The sequence below is a fragment of the Ralstonia flatus genome (genome assembly GCF_958439105.1).
In the GTDB taxonomy this organism is placed as follows: domain Bacteria; phylum Pseudomonadota; class Gammaproteobacteria; order Burkholderiales; family Burkholderiaceae; genus Ralstonia; species Ralstonia flatus.
This window is the reverse complement of the sequence record NZ_CAUDLI010000009.1, coordinates 197,007-216,371: the sequence shown is the minus strand read 5'-3', so window position 1 is coordinate 216,371 and position 19,365 is coordinate 197,007. Positions and strand designations below refer to the sequence as shown.

Sequence of the window (19,365 nt, the reverse complement as noted above, 5' to 3'; positions counted from 1 at the left end):
GGGTTTTTCGTTTGGAGATCACTCGACGATGGCACACCAACCGCTCACCCGCCTGCTCAAGCTGCCCGAAGTTTGTGAGCGCCGTGCTCGCGGCGCAACGAGCCACTATAACGACATCTCTCGCGGCCTCTGGACCCGCCCCGTAAAGTGTGGCGTGAGGTCGTCGTCATGGCCCGAGCACGAAGTAGAAGCACTGATTCGCGCCCGCATTGCCGGCAAGACCGACGACGAAATCCGCGCCCTTGTCGCAAAGCTCGAAGCAGACCGAGCCAAGGCATAAGGGGCACGCGCGATGACGAGTTCAAATGAAAAAGCCCGCGGTAGCGCGGGCATTCCCAAGAAGCCGGAGATCCGTGGGGACGAATCGACGGCGATCATTCAGATACGAGTTCAGCGCTACTTTAACGCCTTGCGCGCCTGCTGGCAATGCCACGGCATCGATGTCAACACAACAGACACAAGCGCACAAATCAGCCGACTAGCCGCAATCCTTCGGGTCCAAGGCAGCTATGGCCTGGGTTCGGTTGAAGGACGCACGGCCGGCGGGATGCTTCAACTGCCCGCACGCATTTTTGACCTACGGGCCCGCGGCTGGGAAATCCTCGCGGTTCGGGAATCAACTTGGGGCGCTGATGGCCTGAGACATCCTCGCACTGTGCGGTATTTCGTCATCTCCGAACCGAGCGCGGAACATGCATGAGCAAAGCCGACAAGAACTGGAGCGGCATCGCGCACGTTCGCATCCGGCTCGACATCCTCAACTCCCCTGCATGGCGAGCGCTCAGCTTCACCGCGCGGGCGCTATACATGGACATGCGGGCCGGCCTGCGCTCAACGAACAACGGCGACATCAATGCGGCTCTTGGCACGCTAGCGCACAAAGGCTGGAGTTCGCGCACGACGATCCTAAAAGCCATAGGCGAGCTAACCGCGCTCGGCTTTGTAGCCAAGACCCGTCAGGGCATGGGCGGCCCAACAAACGGCTCCTGCAACTTGTATCGGTTCACGGATGTCCCGGCCTACGAGCAGCCAAAGGTCGGCGTCGGCGCGAGCAGGGCTACGTTCGATTACTTGGCCTTCAAAACAACCGGGGAAGCAGAGCAAGCGCTTCGGGAGTGGGCCGAAAACGAGGCCAAGCCGAAGGCTCAAAAAACAAAATGACCCGACAGAATCTGGACGCGACCTGTTCAGATTCTGGACGCGTGACGTACAGATTCTGGACTCGATACCTTTTCCCGCGTTCAGATTCTGGACGCGAAAAAGCGCTGCAAAGTCTTTCCGGGCTTGGCTTGAGTGGCATTTTCACTGTGGCGGCCCTCGCGTTCAGATTCTGGACACCTAAGTATTACCAATCCATATGGCAATTTCAGCGCAGGCGGAACGGGGACATGCATGAGCAAATCCCGAATGAATCATTCCGCCCATCGATCAGGACCGACCATGTTTGAAACCCTCCTCAAGCGCAAACCCGCAAGCGCCATCGAAGGCACGCAAAACCAACCGCGGCAACTGCTGGACGCGATGGAGATGCGGCTTGCGCAACTCCCCGACGAGATCGCCGCGGCACAAGCCGACCTGCAAGCTTTGGCCATCCGCAGAAAGGCCGCCGACGCTGCTGCGGCAAAGTTCACCGAGCAAGCGGGCGCCGGGACACTGGACGATCCGGCATGGCTGGTGACGGCACTACGCCAGCAAAGCGAACTTTCTGCGGACGATTCGGCATCAAAGCGATTGCAGGCGCTTCAGGCCGAACACGCCGCGCTAGAGCAAGAAATTCACGCACATCGACAGGCGGCAGCACGTGAGGCGTATCTCGCGGCTGTAGCGCACTACGCTGCGGCCTGCGCGCCACTGCCGGCGCTCGCGGTGCGGGTCCGCGAAGCGGCTGCTGCGGCCGGCGTCACGGTGAACAGTTTCAACTCACCGGGTTTGCTCGGGCGCGAAATTCAGGTCGGCGGCGCCATCATTGCCGTTCCCAGTGAAGGGGGCCTCTGATGACAAGCCTGAATGTTGTTCCCGCAGTGCCGACCGCTCGGCAACCTCGGGGCATGGTTTTGCTCGGCGACCCGAAACAGCCTGTTACTCCGGTTCCGTGGATTGACTGGGAGGTCGAGCAGAACGTCTGGCACTCGGCCAGCACGTTCCGCGTGCGTCTGCCGATCTCGGCGCTCACTGATCCGGTCAATCTGGATTACGTGACCAACACGAACCCGCTACAGGCGCAGATTTATGCAGGCTTCCCGCAAGATCCGGATCAGTACGGCACGGCGGACCTGCAGCAGCTCATCATCGGCAACGTCGATCAGGTGCAGTTTGACCCGGTTCGGCGGACGGTCGATCTGTCTGGGCGGGATTACACGTCACTGCTGATCGACACCAAGACCTTTGACCGATGGACGAACCAGACGGCCAGCCAGATCGCCACGACGCTCGCAGAGCGCCACGGCCTGACGCCACAGGTGACGGCCACGAAGGGGCTAGTCGGCAAGATCTACGAGATCGACAAAATCCACGATCGACACGGATCGACCGAGTGGGAATTGCTCACGTGGCTGGCCAGCGTCTATGACTACGTGGTGTACGTGCAGGGCATGACGCTCTATTTCGGCCCGAAGCCGGACCCGCAGACGGCGACGCCGTACCTGATCCAGTGGCAGAACCCAGACCAAGACAATGGCTTCTTCCAAGCCAACGCCTTGGATGTGTCGTTCTCGCGCACGCTGACGGTCGGCAAGGGCGTCGTGGTGCAGGTGCACAGCTTCAACCACAAGCAGAAGGCCGGCTTCTCGGTTACGTACCCGCAAGGCAAGGCCAAGGGCATCACGCCAGGCACGGCCAAGGCGCCGGCGCAGGTGTACAGCTACATCATCGCCAACTTGAGCCAGCAGGACGCCCAGCAGCGGGCGAAGCAGATTTACGACGACATCATCCGGCACGAACTCAAGATGACCGCCGAACTCCCCGGCGACAACATCCTCATGCCGAACGTCATGGTTGAGGTTTCAGGACTGGGAAAGCCGTTTGAGTCACCGTATTACGTCGAGTCGGTCGCGCGCCGTATGTCGTTCGATACCGGCTACACCATGACCGTGCGCGGGAAGAATCACAGCCTTGATACGTCGATCATTCCAGCTTGATTGCGTAATGGGGGGGCGCCTTCGGGCAGTCTCCCCGCTAGGCGAAACTAGACGCGCGCCTGTCGGTAAGTGTTGGTCCAATAGTTCCTTGGATGCGTTGTCCCGCTTATGGGGTGGCGTTTCCGCAAATCTGCTTACTTTTGCTAACCGTCGATTCGTGCGCTAACTCGCGCGCTAACCTGAGCATTTCCGTCCCGATGTCAGGTTTTGTCAGGTCGAAACCGTGCGTACCACCTTGCGTACCGAAAGGCTCCAAACCGTGCGAACCTGGGCGCGAACCGTGGTTTGCAAAAGGCCCAAAACCGTGGCTACCAGAGTGGCTACCACACTTCGAACCATCAACATGGCAAACGGCTGGACACCAGAACGACGGGCGCGGCAAGCGGAAGCAATCAAGCGCTGGAGGCCTTGGGATAAGTCCACAGGCCCCAAAACCGATGGCGGCAAGCGTGTATCGGCGATGAACGCCGTCAAGCACGGGTTGAGATCGCGCGGCTGGCTCGCGTACCAGAAGCGGGTCAACGACTTGCTACGGGCCTGCAAAGAGCGACTGCGAAGGGCATAGACAACGCTTCTGGAAATTAACCCCATGGATGAGGTGTTGGCGCCACCGGTGGTCGGCTGCTATCGTTGGCAAGGGGGGCGATTTGGCCCTCTTGTCCGAAAATAAGAAAAGCGCTTCGGCGCTGAAGGCGAGAGACCAATGAAAAATGCATTGATTGCGTGTGCTGTCGCGCTTCCTACGCTGCTCGGTTGCCAGCAAAAACCGGATCAAGAGGCGATGGCTGAGTGCTGGGGCCAGCCAGCCAAAGACATGGTGGCGAAGCTGGCTAGGCAGAATCTCGAGGAAAAGATCGACGCACTTATAAAAGCAGCAGGCGATCCGCTAAATGACGAAATGAAGAAGCGGGTTTCTGACTCCCTCGACGTGATGGCATCCAACTTCTATGTGATGTCGGTCGATCGCGTAGCAGACGGCGTTCATTGCGGCGCCCAGATCGCGATGAAGTACACGAAGGCAAACGGGAAGGTAATGACGGCCGATGGCGCCATCGTTGATTTTGATATTTACCATGGCGAGACTGGCAAGATGTATTCAATCCGGAATACGGGCCCCTTGATGCAGCTCGTCACTGATGCGATAAGCTCGATATAACCGCGTGGCTGTTGGCAAATGTTGGTGTGCAAGGAGGACTTATGCGCCCTTTGTACCGCCTACGTGAATGGCCGGCCGACCCTATCGGCTGGGTACAGTACCCAAAGCCGAAACCTCGCAGCCTGAGGGGGCACCCGCATAGGGATGGGGAGCCGGTAACGCCAGAGTAACGCTCGGAGCGTTACCGCTGCGGCGCAATTGCCACCATCAACGCCGGCAGCACACACCACCCCGGCAGGAGGCGCCGCACCCCGCCAAGCTCTGGCCTTATACGGGAGTTCTCATATTGATTTACTGATAACTTTTTAGATAACTTGTTATCACTGAATCTGTAAAAACTCGTTGGTAATTTAATACTCAAGAACTATTTCGTCAATTAAAAATGGCGTGTTAAATCCATTCCTGAAGCCTGATGCCATCGGGCGGGCAGCGGCGCACCAAAGCCGCCTAACCACAATCCAGCCACAAGGAAACCGGATCATGACTAACGCCGATCTCGCCTCTACCGCCATCGACGCTGACACCAAGCGAAACGGCGAAGCATCAATAGCACGTCTCATCGCCGCTGAAATGGCATCGGGCCGCCTGGATGAGCGAGCGATTGCGCTCTCTCTCGGCATGATCGACATGCTCAGAGAGCTATCCGAACGAAAGCTCAGCGGGGAGGATTACGCTATCTTGGCGGACGGCATAGGAGAGACGCTACGGATGATCGCTCGCCAGACGGAAGACCCTACCGCCGACCTTGAAGCCATCGCGGGTGCATCCTTGCTGTGTGCCGATATTGCCAACCTGATCGATGCACAACTGATGCGAATGTCGGACGAGTTGTCTAAGTTGCGCCATTGAGCTGGCGCAGCAACCGACCCGCAGATCGCTGTCACTCGTTCGACCCTCACCTGTCCCGTGGGACAGGCACGGGACGGATTGCGGACAAATTGCGGACATTGGCGCGAAGGCTACGCGGATGCCTTCCGGTTAGGCTTGCGGGACGATCGCGCTGTGTGCGAACGGATAGGGTACAAAGCGGCAGGGGAATCTATCGGAAGCCCCTTGGTAGCCCCTTAGCAGCCCCTTTGGACAACCACCGAAGCGCTCTATCCCTTGGCTGTCGGCCGCCGAAGAAGAAACTGAAAACAAACCCAGTGGGTTTGTTCTGGGTTTGGCTGGCGCTGCGAGCCGGTATCACATCCTCACGCAGCAGTCCGTGACGTAGGCATCTGCACTACGGCTGCCCCAGCCTTCAATCGGTCTAGATAGTCAGCCCATGCCTGCATCATTTGCTTGCGCACGGACAGGAAGGCCACACGATCGTACGCCGCGCCGTTCGGGTCTTTTTTCCTGTGCGCAAGCTGCAACTCGATCACTTCCGCCTCAAAGCCCAACACTTCACGCAGGATAGTGCGCGCGATTGGGCGCACACCGTGCCCGGTGAACTCCTTCTGCGTGTCGATGCCCATGCGCTTCAGTGCTGCGTTGATGGCGACTTCCGACATGGGTTTAGCCTTGTCCCTGGCCCCAGGGAATAGGTAGCGCCCGTGACCAGTCAGTGCGTGCAAATCGCGCAGGATTGCGACGGCCTGGGTGGCAAGCGGCACGATATGCGGCACATCCCGCTTAGACGACACGAAGCGCCATTCGGCTGCATCCAGATCGACATCCGCCCATTCGGCCTGCCGAAGCTCGCCGGGTCGGACGAAAAGCATAGGGGCCAGCAGAAGCGCGCATTTCACGACAAACGTGCCAGTGAAGCCGTCAAACATGCGCAACAGCCCTGCCACTTCCTTGGGATCGGTCGGCGCGGCGTAGTGCTTCCCTTTGGCCGGCGGCAAGGCGCCCCTCAGATCGCCCGATGGGTCGCGCTCTGCCCGCCCAGTAGCGACGGCGTAGCGGCACACCTGGCCGCAGGTTTGCAGCACGCGGTGCGCAGTGTCCAAGGCACCGCGAGACTCGACGCGGCGGCACACGGCAAGCAACTCAGGCGCCTTCAGTTCAGCAATCGGCCGGCCGCCGAGCCAGGGGAACACGTCATTCTCCAGGCGGGCCAGCACCTTCTTGGCGTTGCTCTCGGACCAACTCGGCGCGTACTTAGCGTGCCATTCGCGGGCCACGGCCTCAAAACTGTTAGCCGTCCGCTCGACCGTCGTCGCCTTCTGCACCTTGCGCTCGACTGACGGGTCGATGCCCTCGCCCAGCAACCGTTTTGCTTCATCCCGTCGGTCCCTCGCTTCCTTCAGGCCGATTTCCGGGTAGACGCCAAGGGAGAGTCGCTTTTCCTTTCCTGCGAAGCGGTATTTCAGCCGCCACCACTTGCCCCCAGCGGGCGAAATCTCAAGATACAGACCACCACCATCAAACAGCCGGATCGGCTTTTCAGACGGCTTGGCGTTTCGTATTGCGGTATCTGTCAGCGGCATGTGGGCACCTTCCGGAACGGGGGCAACAGCAGTTGCCCCCCACGACTCTTTGAGTTGCCCCCAAAGTTGCCCCCACTTGCCCCCGGTTGTCAATGGACATCACCGGACGCTGGCGGAAAGAAAAAACCCGCTAAGCCTTGAGCTTTCGCGGGTTTTTGGACTTCAACGGACGTTGCCGGAAGTGTATTTGGTGGGTGGTACAGGGATTGAACCTGTGACCCCTGCCGTGTGAAGGCAGTGCTCTACCGCTGAGCTAACCACCCGAATGCGGTGAAAAAGAGATTATGGCGAAAAGGCGCGGCCGTGTAAATACCCTGGCCGCACATTTTTTTGATCAGGCAGCCGGTGCAGCTTCCACAGCCTCCCGCGTCCAGACCGTTTTGCCGCCGCTGGCCTTGTCGATTTCCTTCAGGACGCCGGCGTGCGCCTCGGCCTCGGCTTCGGTCGCCAGCAGCACCGGCAGTTGCAGCGCGCTCAGGTCGACGGCGACGGCTTCGTCCGACGCGCCCTCGCCCGACTCCAGCATGTCGATCACCAGCGTGTTCTGGCCGCGCGTCATGGCGAGGTAGACCTCGGCCAGCAGTTCCGCATCCAGCAATGCGCCGTGCAGCGTACGGTGCGCGTTGCTGACGCCCAGACGGTCGCACAGCGCATCCAGCGAGTTGCGCTTGCCGGGGAACATCTGGCGCGCCTCGCGCAGCGTGTCGATGTGGCCCGACAGGTGCTCGCGGAATGGCGGCAGGCCCAGGCGCTGGAATTCCATGTCCAGGAAGCCCAAGTCGAACGCGGCGTTGTGGATGATCGCCTCGGCGCCCTGCACGTAGTCGCGGATCTCGTCGACGATCTCGGCAAACTTCGGCTTGTCGGCCACGAACTCGTTGGTGATGCCGTGCACGGCCATCGCGCCCGCGTCGATCTCGCGCTCAGGGTTGATATAGAAGTGCAGGTTGCGGCCGGTCAGGCGGCGGTTGACCATCTCCACGCAGCCGATTTCGATCACGCGGTCGCCGGTGGCGGCATTCAGGCCGGTGGTTTCGGTATCCAGGATGATCTGTCGCATCGCGCGCTCCCCTACTCTGACTGGATTACTTGAAGACGACGGTCTTGTGGCCGTTGAGCAGGATGCGATGTTCCGCATGCCACTTCACGGCACGGGCCAGCGCCACGCATTCCACGTCGCGGCCCACGGCGGTGAGCTGTTCCGGGTCCATGCTGTGGTCCACGCGCTCGATTTCCTGCTCGATGATCGGACCTTCGTCCAGATCGGCCGTCACGTAATGGGCCGTTGCACCGATCAGCTTCACACCGCGCTCGTGCGCCTGGTAATACGGCTTGGCGCCCTTGAAGCTCGGCAGGAACGAATGGTGGATGTTGATAGCGCGGCCTTCCAGCTTGCGGCACAGATCGTCGGAAAGAATCTGCATATAGCGCGCGAGCACGACGAGGTCGATCTGCTGCTCCTGCGCGATTTCCCAGATGCGGGCTTCCTGCTGGGCCTTCTGCGCGTCCGTCGCCTGCAGCAAGGGCAGATGCATGAACGGCACGTCGTACGACGCCGCGAGTTGGTAAAAATCGCGGTGGTTCGACACGATGGCCGCAATCTCGATCGGCAGCTGGCCTGCGCGGGCACGGAACAGGAGGTCGTTCAGGCAATGGCCGATCTTCGAAACCAGGATCATCACGCGCGGCTTGACGGCCGCGTCGAACATGCCCCACTGCATGGAGAAACGTTCGCCGATGGGCGCAAAGCGGTCACGCAGGGCGGTAAGGTCCAGCGGCTGGCCCTGCGGCACAAAATGCACGCGCATGAAGAACCGGCCCGTGAATTCGTCGCCGAACTGGTCGGAATCGAGAATATTGCAGCCTTGCTCGAACAGCAGACCCGACACGGCGTGGACGATGCCCGGCTGGTCCGGGCACGACAAGGTAAGAATGAAACCGGAGTGACTCATGAAGCGTTTTATGTATTGTTGTCGGGCGCAAACCGCTGTGGCGTAGGGGACGGACCCAGCCGCGCCAGGGCGTCGAGGGTGACGAGCGTCGCGTCGACCGTCATCGCGAAGTCCGCCATGATATCAAGCGCCGCGTCGGGGCTGGCACGCAAGTGGCCGGCGACCTCCCCGTCCTGATTGGCGGGGACGAAGCTGTCCGGCAGCGTCAGGTCAAAGGCGAACAGCGTTTCGCACTGGATGCCTTCGGGCACTTCGCGCAGCACATCCAGCGTGCCGCACGGCACCAGTTGCGCCGCAAGGTCGGCCCCGATGCCCGCCTCTTCCCAGCATTCCTTCTCCAGCGCGCCGCGGGCGTCGAAGCCATGACCGATACCGCCGGCGACGAGGTTGTCCCACATGCCGGGGTCGATCGGTTTGGTTTCGGCGCGGCGGGCCAGCCATAGCGCCGGCCCGGCGTCGTCCGCGCCGGCAATCAGGCCGTTCATGTGCGCGGCATAGGTCCGAATGCCGAAGAAACGCGCGGCGGCGCGCTCGATCAGCGCCAGCGTGGGCGTACCCCAGCCGGTGTTGACGGCGAAACGCTCGTCGCGCCAACCCCGCACGTGGCCATCTTCGGCAAGGCGCGCGATGACTTCGGCCAGCGCTGCGGTGCGGGCGGCCTCGTTGGCGAGCGTCTCCTGCAAATCGACCCGCTGCGTCGACACGTCGAACCACTGCGGCCAGCGCGCAAGCAGCGACGCGCGCTCGCGGCTCAGCCAGCCGACGCGTTGTCCGGCAACAATCCACGGGATCAGCGTGTCGGCGTCGAACGCCTGCCGGGCCGCCAGACCGTCCCGGATGCGCTGGATGCGCGGGTCCGTCATGCCAGCACCCCACAATGTCGGGCGTGCATTGTGCTTTCCGTGCAGCACGGGTCGCGCGATAATGCGCCGTTAATACAAGCCGTCATCAGACTGGAGAAACAAGGATGGATGAAATCGACGAGCTGTCGGATCTGCCGACCCCGCGCTTTATCTGGGGCTTCGCCATTGCCGTCACACCGTCCGGCGAAGTGTCGCACGATGAATTCGAATATCTGACGCACACCCGCACACCCCGCTTCACTTGCCGCGTGGTCGAACTCGAAGACGCGCCTGCCGAGCCCGAAGACGAAGGCGACATCGACGGCCGCATCGTCCACTTCGACAACCCGAAGCGGATGTTCTACATCACCGATCTGGGCCTGGCCCTGATGAACTTCACCCTGTTCGACAAGGTGGATAACAAGTCCAAGCTGAAGAACGCCTGCGATCAGGCCATTGCGGACTGGCTCACCCGCCGCGATTTTCTCGACTCCGAACCGGACGACGACGAGGACGATTGAGCCAATCGCTTGATCGCGTGATCATTCAGCCCTGACCGGCGGCATCGCCATCCTCGGCAAAGCGCAGGTCGGTCAGGCGCACATCGGCGTAGGAACGCCCGGCATCGAGCAAGGCCGAAACCTGCGCCTTCACCCGCTCTTTCTGAGCGCGCAACGCACGCGGCGGCACGGTCGAATCCTGACCGGTGTGGTGCAGATACAGCATCTTGTAGGTGAGTTGGCTCACCATCCACTGCCGCAGCACGCGGCGCCGGCCGGCATGGTCGGCTTCCAATCCGTCGATTTGTCCGAGCAATGCAGAAAACGCGCGCGCGAGGCTTGCCGGCTCTGCGGCCTCGCCGGCGATGCAACGTTCGGCCAAGGCACGCGCTTGCGCGGGTGACATGGCTTCGTCCGTTTCGACGAAGCGCTCGGTAGCCGGGTCTGGTCGCGGCATCGGTGGCCGGTTTGCCAGCCGCGCCGACACCGCAGACAGCGCTTCCTGCGCTCGGCGCATGGACGCTTCCAGCGATTCCGCATTGCCCAGGCCCACGCCAATGGTGGTCGGCATGTCGCTGGATTCTTCTTCGCGCTTTTTGGCGTCCATCGCTCCCTCCGGTGATCGTCCGTGACCAGGGTGCCTGGCGGACGAAAACAGAATTGTAGAACGCGACGCACATTTCGCGACAAATCGACACAGACGTTCCTTATTGCAAAGACCGCGCAAACGATAACGTGGCGTCACAAACTACGGTGCACTGTTGGCGGCTGTCCACGCGGTGCGGCTCCGCCCCGGGTAAAATGCCGGATTGCGCTGACAACGCATGCACTCAATTGCTGACCGCCTTCGCGCGGCAAGGAAATCGCCTTGATCAAGTGGATTATCGTGGCCCTCTATCTGGGCTCCATTCTGTACGTGCACTTTCGCGGCAAGGTGCGACTGAAATTCTGGCGCCAGATGTTCGACCACTCGGCCGTCGTGGCGCCGATCAATTGCTTCATGTACGCGTTTTCGGGCGTGCCTCAGACGCCGTATGTGCCGGTCGAGCGCTTCCCGGATCTGGAAAAGCTGCAGGCCGCGTGGCCGCAGATTCGCGACGAAGGCCTTGCGCTCATCAACCTGCGCAAGATCAAGGCCGCCGAGAAGAACGACGATGCCGGCTTCAACTCGTTCTTCAAGAACGGCTGGAAGCGTTTCTACCTGAAGTGGTATGAGGCGCATCACCCGTCGGCTGAACAGCTTTGCCCGCAGACCGTCGCGCTGCTGCGCGATCTGCCCAGCGTGAAGGCGGCGATGTTTGCCGAGCTGCCGCCGGGCGGCAAGCTGAACCCGCACCGCGATCCGTTTGCCGGCTCGCTGCGCTATCACCTGGGTCTGTCGACGCCGAATGACGACCGGTGCTTCATCGAGGTCGACGGTCAGCGCCACAGCTGGCGCGACGGCCAGGGCGTCGTCTTTGACGAGACCTATCTGCACTGGGCCGAAAACGCCTCCGACAAGGACCGCCTGATCCTCTTCTGCGATATCGAACGCCCGATGAAATTTGGCTGGGCGCAGCGCATCAACAAATGGCTGGGCCGCAAGGTCATGACTGCCGCCAGCTCGCCCAACGACGACGGCGACCAGACCGGCGGCATCAACAAGCTGTTCCGCTATGTGTGGGTGATGGGCCAGTACCGCCGCCGTTTCAAGGCGTGGAACCGCAAGGTCTACTACGTGGTGAAGTTCGGTCTGATCATTGGCGTGGCAGCGTTGATCATCTGGATCTGAGCGTTGAACCGCGCCCTGCATCGCACAAGAAACCGGCCTGAAGCGCCGGTTTTTTGTTGCGCGTGAAAAAGCTACGCACATTGCGGTCGGCTTGCTTTTTTACAAAGCAGTGAAGGAAAAGCGCCACATCAGCCACAAATCTCGCCTAATGTCAGGAACTGAGCGCACCGGCGCTTATCCGATATGGCGGGCACGCCGCTTGCTCTATGTTCCTCGACAACCCCTGCTCGTTGCATGGGACCGAGTCAGAGCGGGGACGTGTGTGCCTGTGTCCCTCGTCAACAACAAAGACAGTGAGATCAATCGCCATGAAAAAGAACCTCATTAGCCGCCAGACCATCGTCACCCGCGCCGCCGCGCTTGCTGCTGTCGCACTGCTCGGGACCCAGCTCGCCGCGTGTACCACGACCAGCCCGAATGCGCAGGGCTCCGACGTGATGTCGTCGACGAACAAGCACGCGACCACCAACTCGCAGGCGGATTCCGTGCTCTCGCGCCTGTACACCACGGCCAACGGCTCGCGTGAACTGGTCGCGCGCGCCAAGGGCGTCCTGGTGTTCCCGTCGGTGCTGAACGCCGGCTTCGTGGTGGGCGGCCAGTACGGCGAAGGTGTGCTGCGCACCGGCGGCGGGCGTCCGCTGGGCTACTACAACATCGCGTCGGCGTCGGTGGGCTTCCAGGCCGGCGCGCAATCGCGTGCGCTCATCATCCTGTTCATGACGGACGAAGCGCTGCAGAAATTCCAGGCCAGCCAGGGCTGGACGGCCGGCGTGGATGCCACCGTCGCACTGGCAAAGATCGGCGCGAACGGCGCGGTCGATACCAACACCGCCCAGCAGCCGATCATCGGCTTCAACCTCACCAACGCAGGCCTGATGGCCGGCGCGTCGATCGAAGGCACAAAGATCACGAAGCAGAACAACTGATCTGCGCATCGCTGGTTGCCAATACCGCCGTCTCGTACGGCGGTTCTTTTTTGCGCGAAATCGGATAAGCCGTTGCGGCAAGGTCGCAGCCCCAGACAAATCCGAAGGCGGCGCGGCGCTGCCTGGGCAGTGGCTGCACCGCACGAAATAGCGGTTGCCACCGCAAAACGCATGAGTACATAAGAAAATACTATTTGGAATTCGCATACTGCCTCTACCAGAATGCATGAACCACATGCATGACTGGGATCAATCAGGCGGATGGAACTCCGACAACTCGAAGCGTTTGCCGCGGTCATGTCGACCGGCAGCGTCACTGCGGCAGGCAAGCTGCTGGGACGCTCCCAGCCTGCCATCAGCCGGCTCATCCAGGATCTGGAAGCCGAAATCGGCTACGCCCTGTTCACGCGCGCGGGGCCGCGCGTCTCGCCCACGGAGCAGGGTTTCCTGCTGTACGAAGACGTTGAGCATACGCTGATCAGCTTACGTCAGATCCGCACGCGTGCCGAAGAAATTGCGCGCGGCGAGGCACGCCCGCTGCGCCTCGCGGCCACGTCGGCATTGGCGGCCGGTTTGTTGCCCGCCGCCTTGGCCGACGAGCCCGAACTCGCGCAACACGTCCAGATCCGCAGTGCCTCGCCCGAGCAGGTGGTGCACGCCGTGCTGACCGGCGCGGCCGACCTGGGCCTCAGCAGCCTGCCGCTCGAGCATCGCGGCGTGACGGTGCATTGGATCGGCGAAGCGGCGTGCGTGGCCGCTGTGCAGGCAGACGACCCGCTCGCTGCAGGCCAGCGCGTGGCGTTGGCCGATTGCGCCGGGCAGCGCATCATCACGATGCACAACCCGTATCGCTTGCGCCGCCGTCTGGACCAGGCACTGGCGAAGGCCGGCGTAGAGCCCACCTCCCTCATCGAGACCAACGCTTCGCTCAATGCGCTGACCGCCGTGCGCGCGGGCCTGGGCGTCGCGTTGCTGGAGCCCGTGACGGCCTACGGCGTGCCGATCGACGGCGTCACCGTGCGCCCGATCGACGCCGATATCCCCTTCTTCTTTGGCGTGATCACCCCCGAGGCCAAGCGGTCATCGGCGGCGGTGACTTCCCTGACCGACGCGCTCGCACTGGCAGCGCAGCGCCTGCTCCCGGACTGCAAGCTGCACGACCCGGCACGCCATGCCAGCATGCTGCAGGTGCTGTATGGCGAACCCATCAACGAAACCGAAGGCGCGTCCGCATGACCGCTGCACAACAAGACAACGCGCTGCAAGTCACCGGGCTTGCAGCGCTGGAAGCCCGTTTGCACCAGGACCTCTCCTGGCTCGAACTCCCCGCAAAAAACTGGACGCTGCCCCACACGTTAGACGGGCAACCCGTGCTGGACGTGGCCGTCATCGGGGGCGGCATGGCGGGCCTGGCGGCGGCGGCATCGCTCAAGCATCTTGGCATCGGCGCGGTGATATTCGACCGCTCGCCCGCCGGCTTCGAAGGCCCGTGGGCAACGACGGCGCGCATGGAAACGCTGCGCTCGCCCAAGCAACTGACCGGCCCTGCGCTCGGCCTGCCCGCGTTGACGTTCCGCGCATGGTTTGAAGCGCAGTTCGGCACCGATGCGTGGGAGGTGCTCGACAAGATCCCGCGCCTGCAATGGATGGACTATCTGCGCTGGTACCGCGGCGTGCTGCAGCTCGACGTGCGCAACGAACACCACGTGAAGGCGATCCACCCGCGCGTGGATGGCGCCGTTGAATTGCTGATCGACGCGCCGGGCCAACCGACGCAGCGCGTGTTTGCGCGCCGCGTGGTGCTGGCCACCGGCCGTGATGGGCTTGGCGGCCCATCCGTGCCCGACTTCGCGCATCGGCTGCCGCGCCGCTGGTGGGCGCATTCGTCTGACGAGATGGACTACGGCACGCTGGCCGGCAAGCGCGTGGGCGTGATCGGCGCAGGCGCATCCGCGATGGATTCGGCCGCGACGGCGCTGGAAGCCGGTGCTGCCAGCGTCGACATGCTGATCCGCCGCCCCGACCTGCCGCGCGTGAACAAGGGCAAAGGGGCCGGCAGCCCGGGCCTCGTGCATGGTCACCTCCACCTGCCCGACGCGTGGAAATGGCGCATCCGCCATTACATCAATGTCGAGCAGGTGCCCCCGCCGCGCGGCAGCACGCTGCGTGTGTCGCGGCATCCGAATGCGCGCTTCAACCTGGGTTGCGGCATCCTGGGCGTGGACGAGCACGACGGCGTGCTCCACGTGGCCACGACCAAGGGCGTATTCCAGTTGGACTTCCTGATCTTCTCCACGGGCTTTCGCACGGACTGGGCCTCGCGCCCGGAGTTCAGCGCACTGGCACCGCACATTCGCCAATGGCGCGACCGCTACACACCGCGCCCCGGCGAGGAAGATGCAGAACTGGCCGATTCGCCCGACCTCGGCCACGCGTTCGAATTTCGCGAGAAAACGCCCGGCACGCTGCCCGGCCTGTCGCGCGTGCATTGCTTCTGCTATCCGGCGTCGGTCACGCACGGCAGCGTCTCGGGCGACATCCCGGCCATCAGCGAAGGTGCGAAGCGGCTGGCGCAGGGCATTGCCGGCTTGCTGTACCAGGAAGACATCGACGCGCACTACGCCGCCATCCAGGCCTATGCCGAGCCCGAGATCTTTGGCGATGAATGGACGCCCGCCCCGCCGCCCGGCGTGGAAGCGAATGCCACTTCCGGCCAGGAGGCTGCGCGATGACAGGTTGGTTAATCCGACGCATCGGCCAGGCGCTGCTGGTCGTGCTGGTGATGACGGTGATCGTCTTCATCGGCCTGCACGCCATCGGCAACCCGGTCGACATCCTGATCGGCCAGGACGTGGACCAGATCGACCGCGCCCGCATCATTGCCGAGCTGGGTCTGGACAAGCCGCTGTGGGAGCAGTACCTCGCCTTTCTGAACGGCGCGCTGCACGGCAATCTCGGCAAGAGCTTCGTCTACAACGAACCGGCCATCCAGCTGATCCTGCAACGCCTGCCGGCCACGCTCGAGCTGGCGTTTTCTGCGCTGATCATCGCGGTGGTGGTCGGCGTGCCGCTGGGGCTGTTCGCTGGGCTGTACCCGCGCCATCCGGTGTCGCGCCTGCTCATGACGGGCAGCGTGGTGGGATTCTCATTGCCGACGTTCTGGGTGGGCCTGATGCTCATCATGGCGTTCAGCGTGAGCCTCGGCTGGCTGCCCGCAAGCGGACGCGGCGAAACGGCGCGCCTGTTCGGCATCGAATGGTCGTGGCTGACCGTCGATGGCCTGCGGCACCTCGTGCTGCCGGCGGTCAACCTGTCGCTGTTCAAGCTCTCGCTGGTGCTGCGGCTGACGTCTGCGGGCGTACGCGAGGTGCTGCCGCAGGACTTCGTGAAGTTCGCGCGTGCAAAGGGCCTGTCGCCGCTGCGCGTGGTGCTCGCGCACGTGCTGCGCAACACGCTGATCCCGTTGGTGACGGTGCTGGGCCTGGAGCTGGGCTCGACCATCGCCTTTGCTGTGGTGACGGAAAGCATCTTCGCGTGGCCCGGGGCGGGCAAGCTGATCCTCGATAGCATCAACTCGCTGGACCGGCCGGTCATCGTTTCCTACCTCATCGTCGTGGTGTGCCTGTTCGTGTCGCTCAACCTGATCGTCGACATCCTGTATCGGCTGCTGGACCCGCGCGTGCGTGCGGCGGACAGCGCGGAGGCTGCATGATGAATACAACTCCGCAACCCACCACCGCAGCGGCGGTTGCCGCCCCGCGCAAGCAATCGCCGTGGCGCCGAGTGGTGTCCGATTTTCTGGCATCCAAGACCGCCGTCTTTGGGCTCGTGGTGGTCGTGATCCTGATGCTCGCCGCGCTGGCCGCACCGTGGATCACGCCGCAGAACCCATACGACCTGATGCAGCTCGACGTGCTGGACTCGCGCCTGCCGCCAGGTTCGCCGAATGGCTTGGGGACGTTCACGTACTGGCTCGGGACGGACGGCCAGGGGCGTGATCTGTATTCCGGCATCCTCTATGGCCTGCGCATCAGCCTGGGCGTGGGGATCGGTTCGGCAGCCGTGGCGGCGGTGATCGGCACGCTGCTCGGCCTGATTGCCGCGTATGCCGGCGGCCGCGTCGACAGCATCATCATGCGCACGGTCGACCTGCTGCTGTCGTTCCCGTCGGTGCTGGTGGCGATGATGATCCTCGCCTATCTCGGCAAGAGCATCACGAATGTCGTGCTGACCCTCGTGCTGCTGGAGTGGGCGTATTACGCGCGGACGGCGCGCGGACAAGCCTTGGTCGAGCGTCGCCGCGAATACGTGGAAGCCGCCCGCTCACTCGCCCTGCCCGGCTGGCGCATTGCACTCAGGCACATCCTGCCGAACTGCCTGCCGCCGCTGATCGTCGTGGGCACGCTGCAGGTGGCGCGCGCGATCACGCTGGAGGCAACGCTGTCGTTCCTGGGCCTGGGCGTGCCGATTACCGAGCCGTCTCTGGGCCTGCTGATTTCCAACGGATACCAATACATGCTGTCTGGCCAGTACTGGATCAGTTTCTATCCGGGCATCGCGCTGTTGCTGGCGCTGGTGGCCATCAACCTGGTGGGGGACCGCCTGCGCGAAGTGCTGAACCCGAGGACGCAACGATGACGGCGTCCACCAACGCGACCACCCTCGAAGTCCGCAACCTCCGCACGCATTTCTTCACGCGCGAAGGCGTGCTGCCGGCCGTGGACGACGTGTCGTTCTCGCTCGCGCGCGGGCGCATCCTCGGGCTGGTGGGCGAATCCGGCTCAGGCAAGTCCGTCACCGGCTTTTCCATCATGGGTCTGGTGGACCCGCCCGGCCGCGTCGTCGGCGGGGAGATCCTCTACCAGGGCCGCGACCTCACCAAGCTGCCCCCGCGTGAATTGCGCAAGCTCCAGGGCAACCGCATCGCCATGGTCTTCCAGGACCCGATGATGACGCTCAACCCTGTGCTGCGCATCGATGCCCAGATGATCGAGGCCGTGCGTGCGCACAGCAGCATGAGCCACAAACAGGCGTGGGACCATGCGCGGGACACGCTCGGTCTGATGGGCATTCCGAGCCCCGAAGAACGGCTGCGTGCCTATCCGCATCAGCTTTCGGGCGGCATGCGCCAGCGCGTGGCGATTGCCATTGCGATGCTGCACCGGCCCGACCTGATCATTGCCGACGAACCGACCACGGCGCTGGACGTGACCATCCAGGCGCAGATTCTGTCGGAAGTGCAGAAGCTCGCGCGCATGCACGGCACGGCGCTGATCTGGATCACGCATGACCTGTCTGTCGTGGCCGGGCTGGCCGACGAGGTGGCCGTGATGTACGCCGGCCGCATCGTCGAACACGGCCCGGTTGATGCGGTGCTCGACGCCCCGCTGCACCCCTACACCATGGGCTTGATCGACAGCCTGCCCAGCGAGAACCGTCGCGGCCAGCGCCTGCGCCAGATTCCCGGCATGACACCGAACCTGCTGTCGCTGCCCGCGGGCTGCGCGTTTGCGGCACGCTGCCCGCGTGCCACCGAGGTCTGCGGCGTACGCCCCGACATCACGCAGCCAATACCCGACCGCCTCGTGCGTTGCTTCCATCCGGGCGCGCAGCACGCATCCTCGCAGGAGGTCGCATGAGCACGCCGCTCGTCGAACTCAAGCAGGTCAGCAAACGCTTTGGCGATCGCAAGGTCGGCGTGGCCGATCGCATTCTGCAGCGCGCCGGCCTGGCGCATCCGCCTGCGATCGTTCGTGCTGTCGATGGCGTCGACCTCGCGATCCAGCCCGGTGAAGTCGTCGGCCTCGTCGGCGAATCGGGCTGCGGCAAATCCACGCTCGGCCGGATTGCTGCCGGCCTAATGCCGCCCTCGGCCGGCGAGGTGCGCGTGGACGGCAAGGCTGTCGACACACTCTCCGCCGAGGAAGCCCGCGCGGCCCGCCTGAAGATCCAGATGATCTTCCAGGACCCGTATGCGAGCCTCAACCCGCGCCTGCGCGTGGAAGAGATCGTCGGCGAGGCAGCGCGCGTGCACGGCCTGACCGACCGCGCCAACTTTGCCGATTATGTGGCTGCGCAGATGCAGCGCGCGGGCCTGGACCCCGCCTTGCGCGACCGCTACCCGCATCAGTTCAGCGGCGGCCAGCGGCAGCGCATCGGCATTGCGCGTGCGCTGGCCGTGCAGCCGTCGATGCTCGTCTGCGACGAGGCGGTGGCCGCACTCGACGTGTCGATCCAGGCGCAGATCCTGAATCTGTTCATGGACCTGCGCGAGCAGCTCAACCTGACCTACCTGTTCATCAGCCACGACCTGGGCGTGGTGGAACACCTGTCCGACCGGGTGGTGATCATGTACCTCGGCCGGGTGGTGGAATCGGCCCCGGCGGAGGAAGTCTTCCGCCGCCCGAACCATCCTTACACGCAGACCTTGCTGGCGGAAATTCCGCGCCTGTCGGCCCGGCACAAGACGTTTACCGCCATTCAAGGCGAGATGCCCAGCCCGCTGCACCCGCCGACCGGCTGCCATTTCCACCCGCGCTGCCCGCACGCCATGCCCCGCTGCAAGACCGAGACGCCGACGCTGCGCGGCATTGCGGTCAACCACGTCAGCGCGTGCCATCTGAACGACGCGACCTGAACGATATTCAATAAGCCAACGATTCCA

General features: G+C 63.2%; 21 protein-coding genes and 1 tRNA gene. 16 read left to right on the top strand and 6 right to left on the bottom strand.

Annotated features, from left to right (window positions below):
• Positions 1-28 precede the first annotated feature (28 nt).
• The 7 genes from R2676_RS20070 to R2676_RS20040 all read left to right on the top strand — a co-directional run bounded on the left by R2676_RS20070 (position 29) and on the right by R2676_RS20040 (position 5,142).
• Positions 29-280 carry a helix-turn-helix transcriptional regulator gene (locus R2676_RS20070; RefSeq protein WP_316887432.1) on the top strand — a complete coding sequence of 84 codons (252 nt, stop codon included), beginning with the start codon at positions 29-31 and terminating at the stop codon, positions 278-280.
• A 12-nt stretch (positions 281-292) separates the two neighbouring features.
• A complete protein-coding gene (locus R2676_RS20065) occupies positions 293-700 on the top strand; it encodes a helix-turn-helix domain-containing protein (RefSeq protein ID WP_316887431.1) in 408 nt (135 codons plus the stop codon).
• Complete coding sequence (locus R2676_RS20060) at positions 697-1,161, top strand: hypothetical protein (RefSeq protein WP_316887430.1); 465 nt, start codon at positions 697-699, stop codon at positions 1,159-1,161. Before R2676_RS20065 ends, R2676_RS20060 begins: the two co-directional genes overlap by 4 nt.
• A gap of 279 nt (positions 1,162-1,440) precedes the next feature.
• Positions 1,441-1,995 carry a hypothetical protein gene (locus R2676_RS20055; protein WP_316887429.1) on the top strand — a complete coding sequence of 185 codons (555 nt, stop codon included), beginning with the start codon at positions 1,441-1,443 and terminating at the stop codon, positions 1,993-1,995.
• A 53-nt stretch (positions 1,996-2,048) separates the two neighbouring features.
• The gene (locus R2676_RS20050; protein WP_316887428.1) at positions 2,049-3,137 is read left to right on the top strand and encodes a phage late control D family protein; all 1,089 of its coding nucleotides are present in this window, start codon (positions 2,049-2,051) and stop codon (positions 3,135-3,137) included.
• A gap of 703 nt (positions 3,138-3,840) precedes the next feature.
• A complete protein-coding gene (locus R2676_RS20045; RefSeq protein ID WP_316887427.1) occupies positions 3,841-4,293 on the top strand; it encodes a hypothetical protein in 453 nt (150 codons plus the stop codon).
• A 480-nt stretch (positions 4,294-4,773) separates the two neighbouring features.
• A complete protein-coding gene (locus tag R2676_RS20040; RefSeq protein WP_316887426.1) occupies positions 4,774-5,142 on the top strand; it encodes a hypothetical protein in 369 nt (122 codons plus the stop codon).
• 344 nt (positions 5,143-5,486) lie between these two features.
• Here the strand turns inward: R2676_RS20040 and R2676_RS20035 are convergent, their stop codons facing one another.
• The 5 genes from R2676_RS20035 to R2676_RS20015 all read right to left on the bottom strand — a co-directional run bounded on the left by R2676_RS20035 (position 5,487) and on the right by R2676_RS20015 (position 9,525).
• On the bottom strand, positions 5,487-6,710 hold the full coding sequence (locus tag R2676_RS20035) for a tyrosine-type recombinase/integrase (protein ID WP_316887425.1): 1,224 nt from the start codon (positions 6,708-6,710) through the stop codon (positions 5,487-5,489).
• Positions 6,711-6,898: 188 nt separating this feature from the next.
• Positions 6,899-6,973: transfer RNA gene (locus R2676_RS20030), tRNA-Val, on the bottom strand.
• A 71-nt stretch (positions 6,974-7,044) separates the two neighbouring features.
• Positions 7,045-7,770, bottom strand: coding sequence for a DNA polymerase III subunit epsilon (dnaQ, locus tag R2676_RS20025; protein ID WP_027681141.1), 726 nt, complete (start codon positions 7,768-7,770; stop codon positions 7,045-7,047).
• A 25-nt stretch (positions 7,771-7,795) separates the two neighbouring features.
• Positions 7,796-8,662: a formyltetrahydrofolate deformylase gene (gene purU / locus R2676_RS20020; protein WP_206275241.1), complete on the bottom strand. Its 867-nt coding sequence runs from the start codon at positions 8,660-8,662 to the stop codon at positions 7,796-7,798.
• Between the two features lie 8 nt (positions 8,663-8,670).
• Positions 8,671-9,525, bottom strand: a complete 855-nt coding sequence (locus R2676_RS20015) for an NUDIX hydrolase (RefSeq protein ID WP_206275240.1) — start codon at positions 9,523-9,525, stop codon at positions 8,671-8,673.
• A 104-nt stretch (positions 9,526-9,629) separates the two neighbouring features.
• On the opposite strand from R2676_RS20015, the gene R2676_RS20010 reads away from it, so the two are divergent.
• Entirely contained in the window at positions 9,630-10,025 is a 396-nt protein-coding gene (locus R2676_RS20010; protein ID WP_027681138.1) for a hypothetical protein, read from the top strand.
• Positions 10,026-10,050: 25 nt separating this feature from the next.
• Here R2676_RS20010 and R2676_RS20005 read toward each other — a convergent pair whose 3' ends face one another.
• Positions 10,051-10,611: a hypothetical protein gene (locus R2676_RS20005; RefSeq protein WP_206275239.1), complete on the bottom strand. Its 561-nt coding sequence runs from the start codon at positions 10,609-10,611 to the stop codon at positions 10,051-10,053.
• Positions 10,612-10,872: 261 nt separating this feature from the next.
• Between R2676_RS20005 and lpxO the strand changes: the two genes are divergently transcribed.
• The 8 genes from lpxO (at position 10,873) to R2676_RS19965 (ending at position 19,338) form a co-directional block, all read left to right on the top strand.
• Positions 10,873-11,775: a lipid A hydroxylase LpxO gene (lpxO, locus tag R2676_RS20000; protein WP_065856564.1), complete on the top strand. Its 903-nt coding sequence runs from the start codon at positions 10,873-10,875 to the stop codon at positions 11,773-11,775.
• 308 nt (positions 11,776-12,083) lie between these two features.
• Positions 12,084-12,701, top strand: coding sequence for a BPSL1445 family SYLF domain-containing lipoprotein (locus R2676_RS19995; RefSeq protein WP_206275238.1), 618 nt, complete (start codon positions 12,084-12,086; stop codon positions 12,699-12,701).
• A 261-nt stretch (positions 12,702-12,962) separates the two neighbouring features.
• Positions 12,963-13,937 (top strand): LysR substrate-binding domain-containing protein, encoded by a 975-nt coding sequence (locus tag R2676_RS19990; protein WP_206275237.1) that lies wholly within the window; start codon positions 12,963-12,965, stop codon positions 13,935-13,937.
• Positions 13,934-15,433 carry an NAD(P)-binding domain-containing protein gene (locus tag R2676_RS19985; protein ID WP_206275236.1) on the top strand — a complete coding sequence of 500 codons (1,500 nt, stop codon included), beginning with the start codon at positions 13,934-13,936 and terminating at the stop codon, positions 15,431-15,433. Before R2676_RS19990 ends, R2676_RS19985 begins: the two co-directional genes overlap by 4 nt.
• Complete coding sequence (locus R2676_RS19980; protein WP_027681131.1) at positions 15,430-16,413, top strand: ABC transporter permease; 984 nt, start codon at positions 15,430-15,432, stop codon at positions 16,411-16,413. Before R2676_RS19985 ends, R2676_RS19980 begins: the two co-directional genes overlap by 4 nt.
• On the top strand, positions 16,410-17,339 hold the full coding sequence (locus R2676_RS19975) for an ABC transporter permease (protein WP_206275235.1): 930 nt from the start codon (positions 16,410-16,412) through the stop codon (positions 17,337-17,339). The genes R2676_RS19980 and R2676_RS19975 overlap by 4 nt, the downstream gene beginning before the upstream one ends.
• Entirely contained in the window at positions 17,336-18,340 is a 1,005-nt protein-coding gene (locus R2676_RS19970) for an ABC transporter ATP-binding protein (protein ID WP_027681129.1), read from the top strand. The genes R2676_RS19975 and R2676_RS19970 overlap by 4 nt, the downstream gene beginning before the upstream one ends.
• Positions 18,337-19,338, top strand: a complete 1,002-nt coding sequence (locus R2676_RS19965; RefSeq protein ID WP_206275234.1) for an ABC transporter ATP-binding protein — start codon at positions 18,337-18,339, stop codon at positions 19,336-19,338. The genes R2676_RS19970 and R2676_RS19965 overlap by 4 nt, the downstream gene beginning before the upstream one ends.
• The last annotated feature ends 27 nt before the right edge of the window (positions 19,339-19,365 follow it).

Bases quoted from the DNA above. Each gene is read 5' to 3' on its own strand.
- R2676_RS20070 (WP_316887432.1), top strand. From the start codon at position 29: ATGGCACACCAACCGCTCACCCGCCTGCTCAAGCTGCCCGAAGTTTGT.
- R2676_RS20065 (WP_316887431.1), top strand. From the start codon at position 293: ATGACGAGTTCAAATGAAAAAGCCCGCGGTAGCGCGGGCATTCCCAAG.
- R2676_RS20060 (WP_316887430.1), top strand. From the start codon at position 697: ATGAGCAAAGCCGACAAGAACTGGAGCGGCATCGCGCACGTTCGCATC.
- R2676_RS20055 (WP_316887429.1), top strand. From the start codon at position 1,441: ATGTTTGAAACCCTCCTCAAGCGCAAACCCGCAAGCGCCATCGAAGGC.
- R2676_RS20050 (WP_316887428.1), top strand. From the start codon at position 2,049: ATGGTTTTGCTCGGCGACCCGAAACAGCCTGTTACTCCGGTTCCGTGG.
- R2676_RS20045 (WP_316887427.1), top strand. From the start codon at position 3,841: ATGAAAAATGCATTGATTGCGTGTGCTGTCGCGCTTCCTACGCTGCTC.
- R2676_RS20040 (WP_316887426.1), top strand. From the start codon at position 4,774: ATGACTAACGCCGATCTCGCCTCTACCGCCATCGACGCTGACACCAAG.
- R2676_RS20035 (WP_316887425.1), bottom strand. From the start codon at position 6,710: ATGCCGCTGACAGATACCGCAATACGAAACGCCAAGCCGTCTGAAAAG.
- dnaQ (WP_027681141.1), bottom strand. From the start codon at position 7,770: ATGCGACAGATCATCCTGGATACCGAAACCACCGGCCTGAATGCCGCC.
- purU (WP_206275241.1), bottom strand. From the start codon at position 8,662: ATGAGTCACTCCGGTTTCATTCTTACCTTGTCGTGCCCGGACCAGCCG.
- R2676_RS20015 (WP_206275240.1), bottom strand. From the start codon at position 9,525: ATGACGGACCCGCGCATCCAGCGCATCCGGGACGGTCTGGCGGCCCGG.
- R2676_RS20010 (WP_027681138.1), top strand. From the start codon at position 9,630: ATGGATGAAATCGACGAGCTGTCGGATCTGCCGACCCCGCGCTTTATC.
- R2676_RS20005 (WP_206275239.1), bottom strand. From the start codon at position 10,611: ATGGACGCCAAAAAGCGCGAAGAAGAATCCAGCGACATGCCGACCACC.
- R2676_RS19995 (WP_206275238.1), top strand. From the start codon at position 12,084: ATGAAAAAGAACCTCATTAGCCGCCAGACCATCGTCACCCGCGCCGCC.
- R2676_RS19990 (WP_206275237.1), top strand. From the start codon at position 12,963: ATGGAACTCCGACAACTCGAAGCGTTTGCCGCGGTCATGTCGACCGGC.
- R2676_RS19985 (WP_206275236.1), top strand. From the start codon at position 13,934: ATGACCGCTGCACAACAAGACAACGCGCTGCAAGTCACCGGGCTTGCA.
- R2676_RS19980 (WP_027681131.1), top strand. From the start codon at position 15,430: ATGACAGGTTGGTTAATCCGACGCATCGGCCAGGCGCTGCTGGTCGTG.
- R2676_RS19975 (WP_206275235.1), top strand. From the start codon at position 16,410: ATGATGAATACAACTCCGCAACCCACCACCGCAGCGGCGGTTGCCGCC.
- R2676_RS19970 (WP_027681129.1), top strand. From the start codon at position 17,336: ATGACGGCGTCCACCAACGCGACCACCCTCGAAGTCCGCAACCTCCGC.
- R2676_RS19965 (WP_206275234.1), top strand. From the start codon at position 18,337: ATGAGCACGCCGCTCGTCGAACTCAAGCAGGTCAGCAAACGCTTTGGC.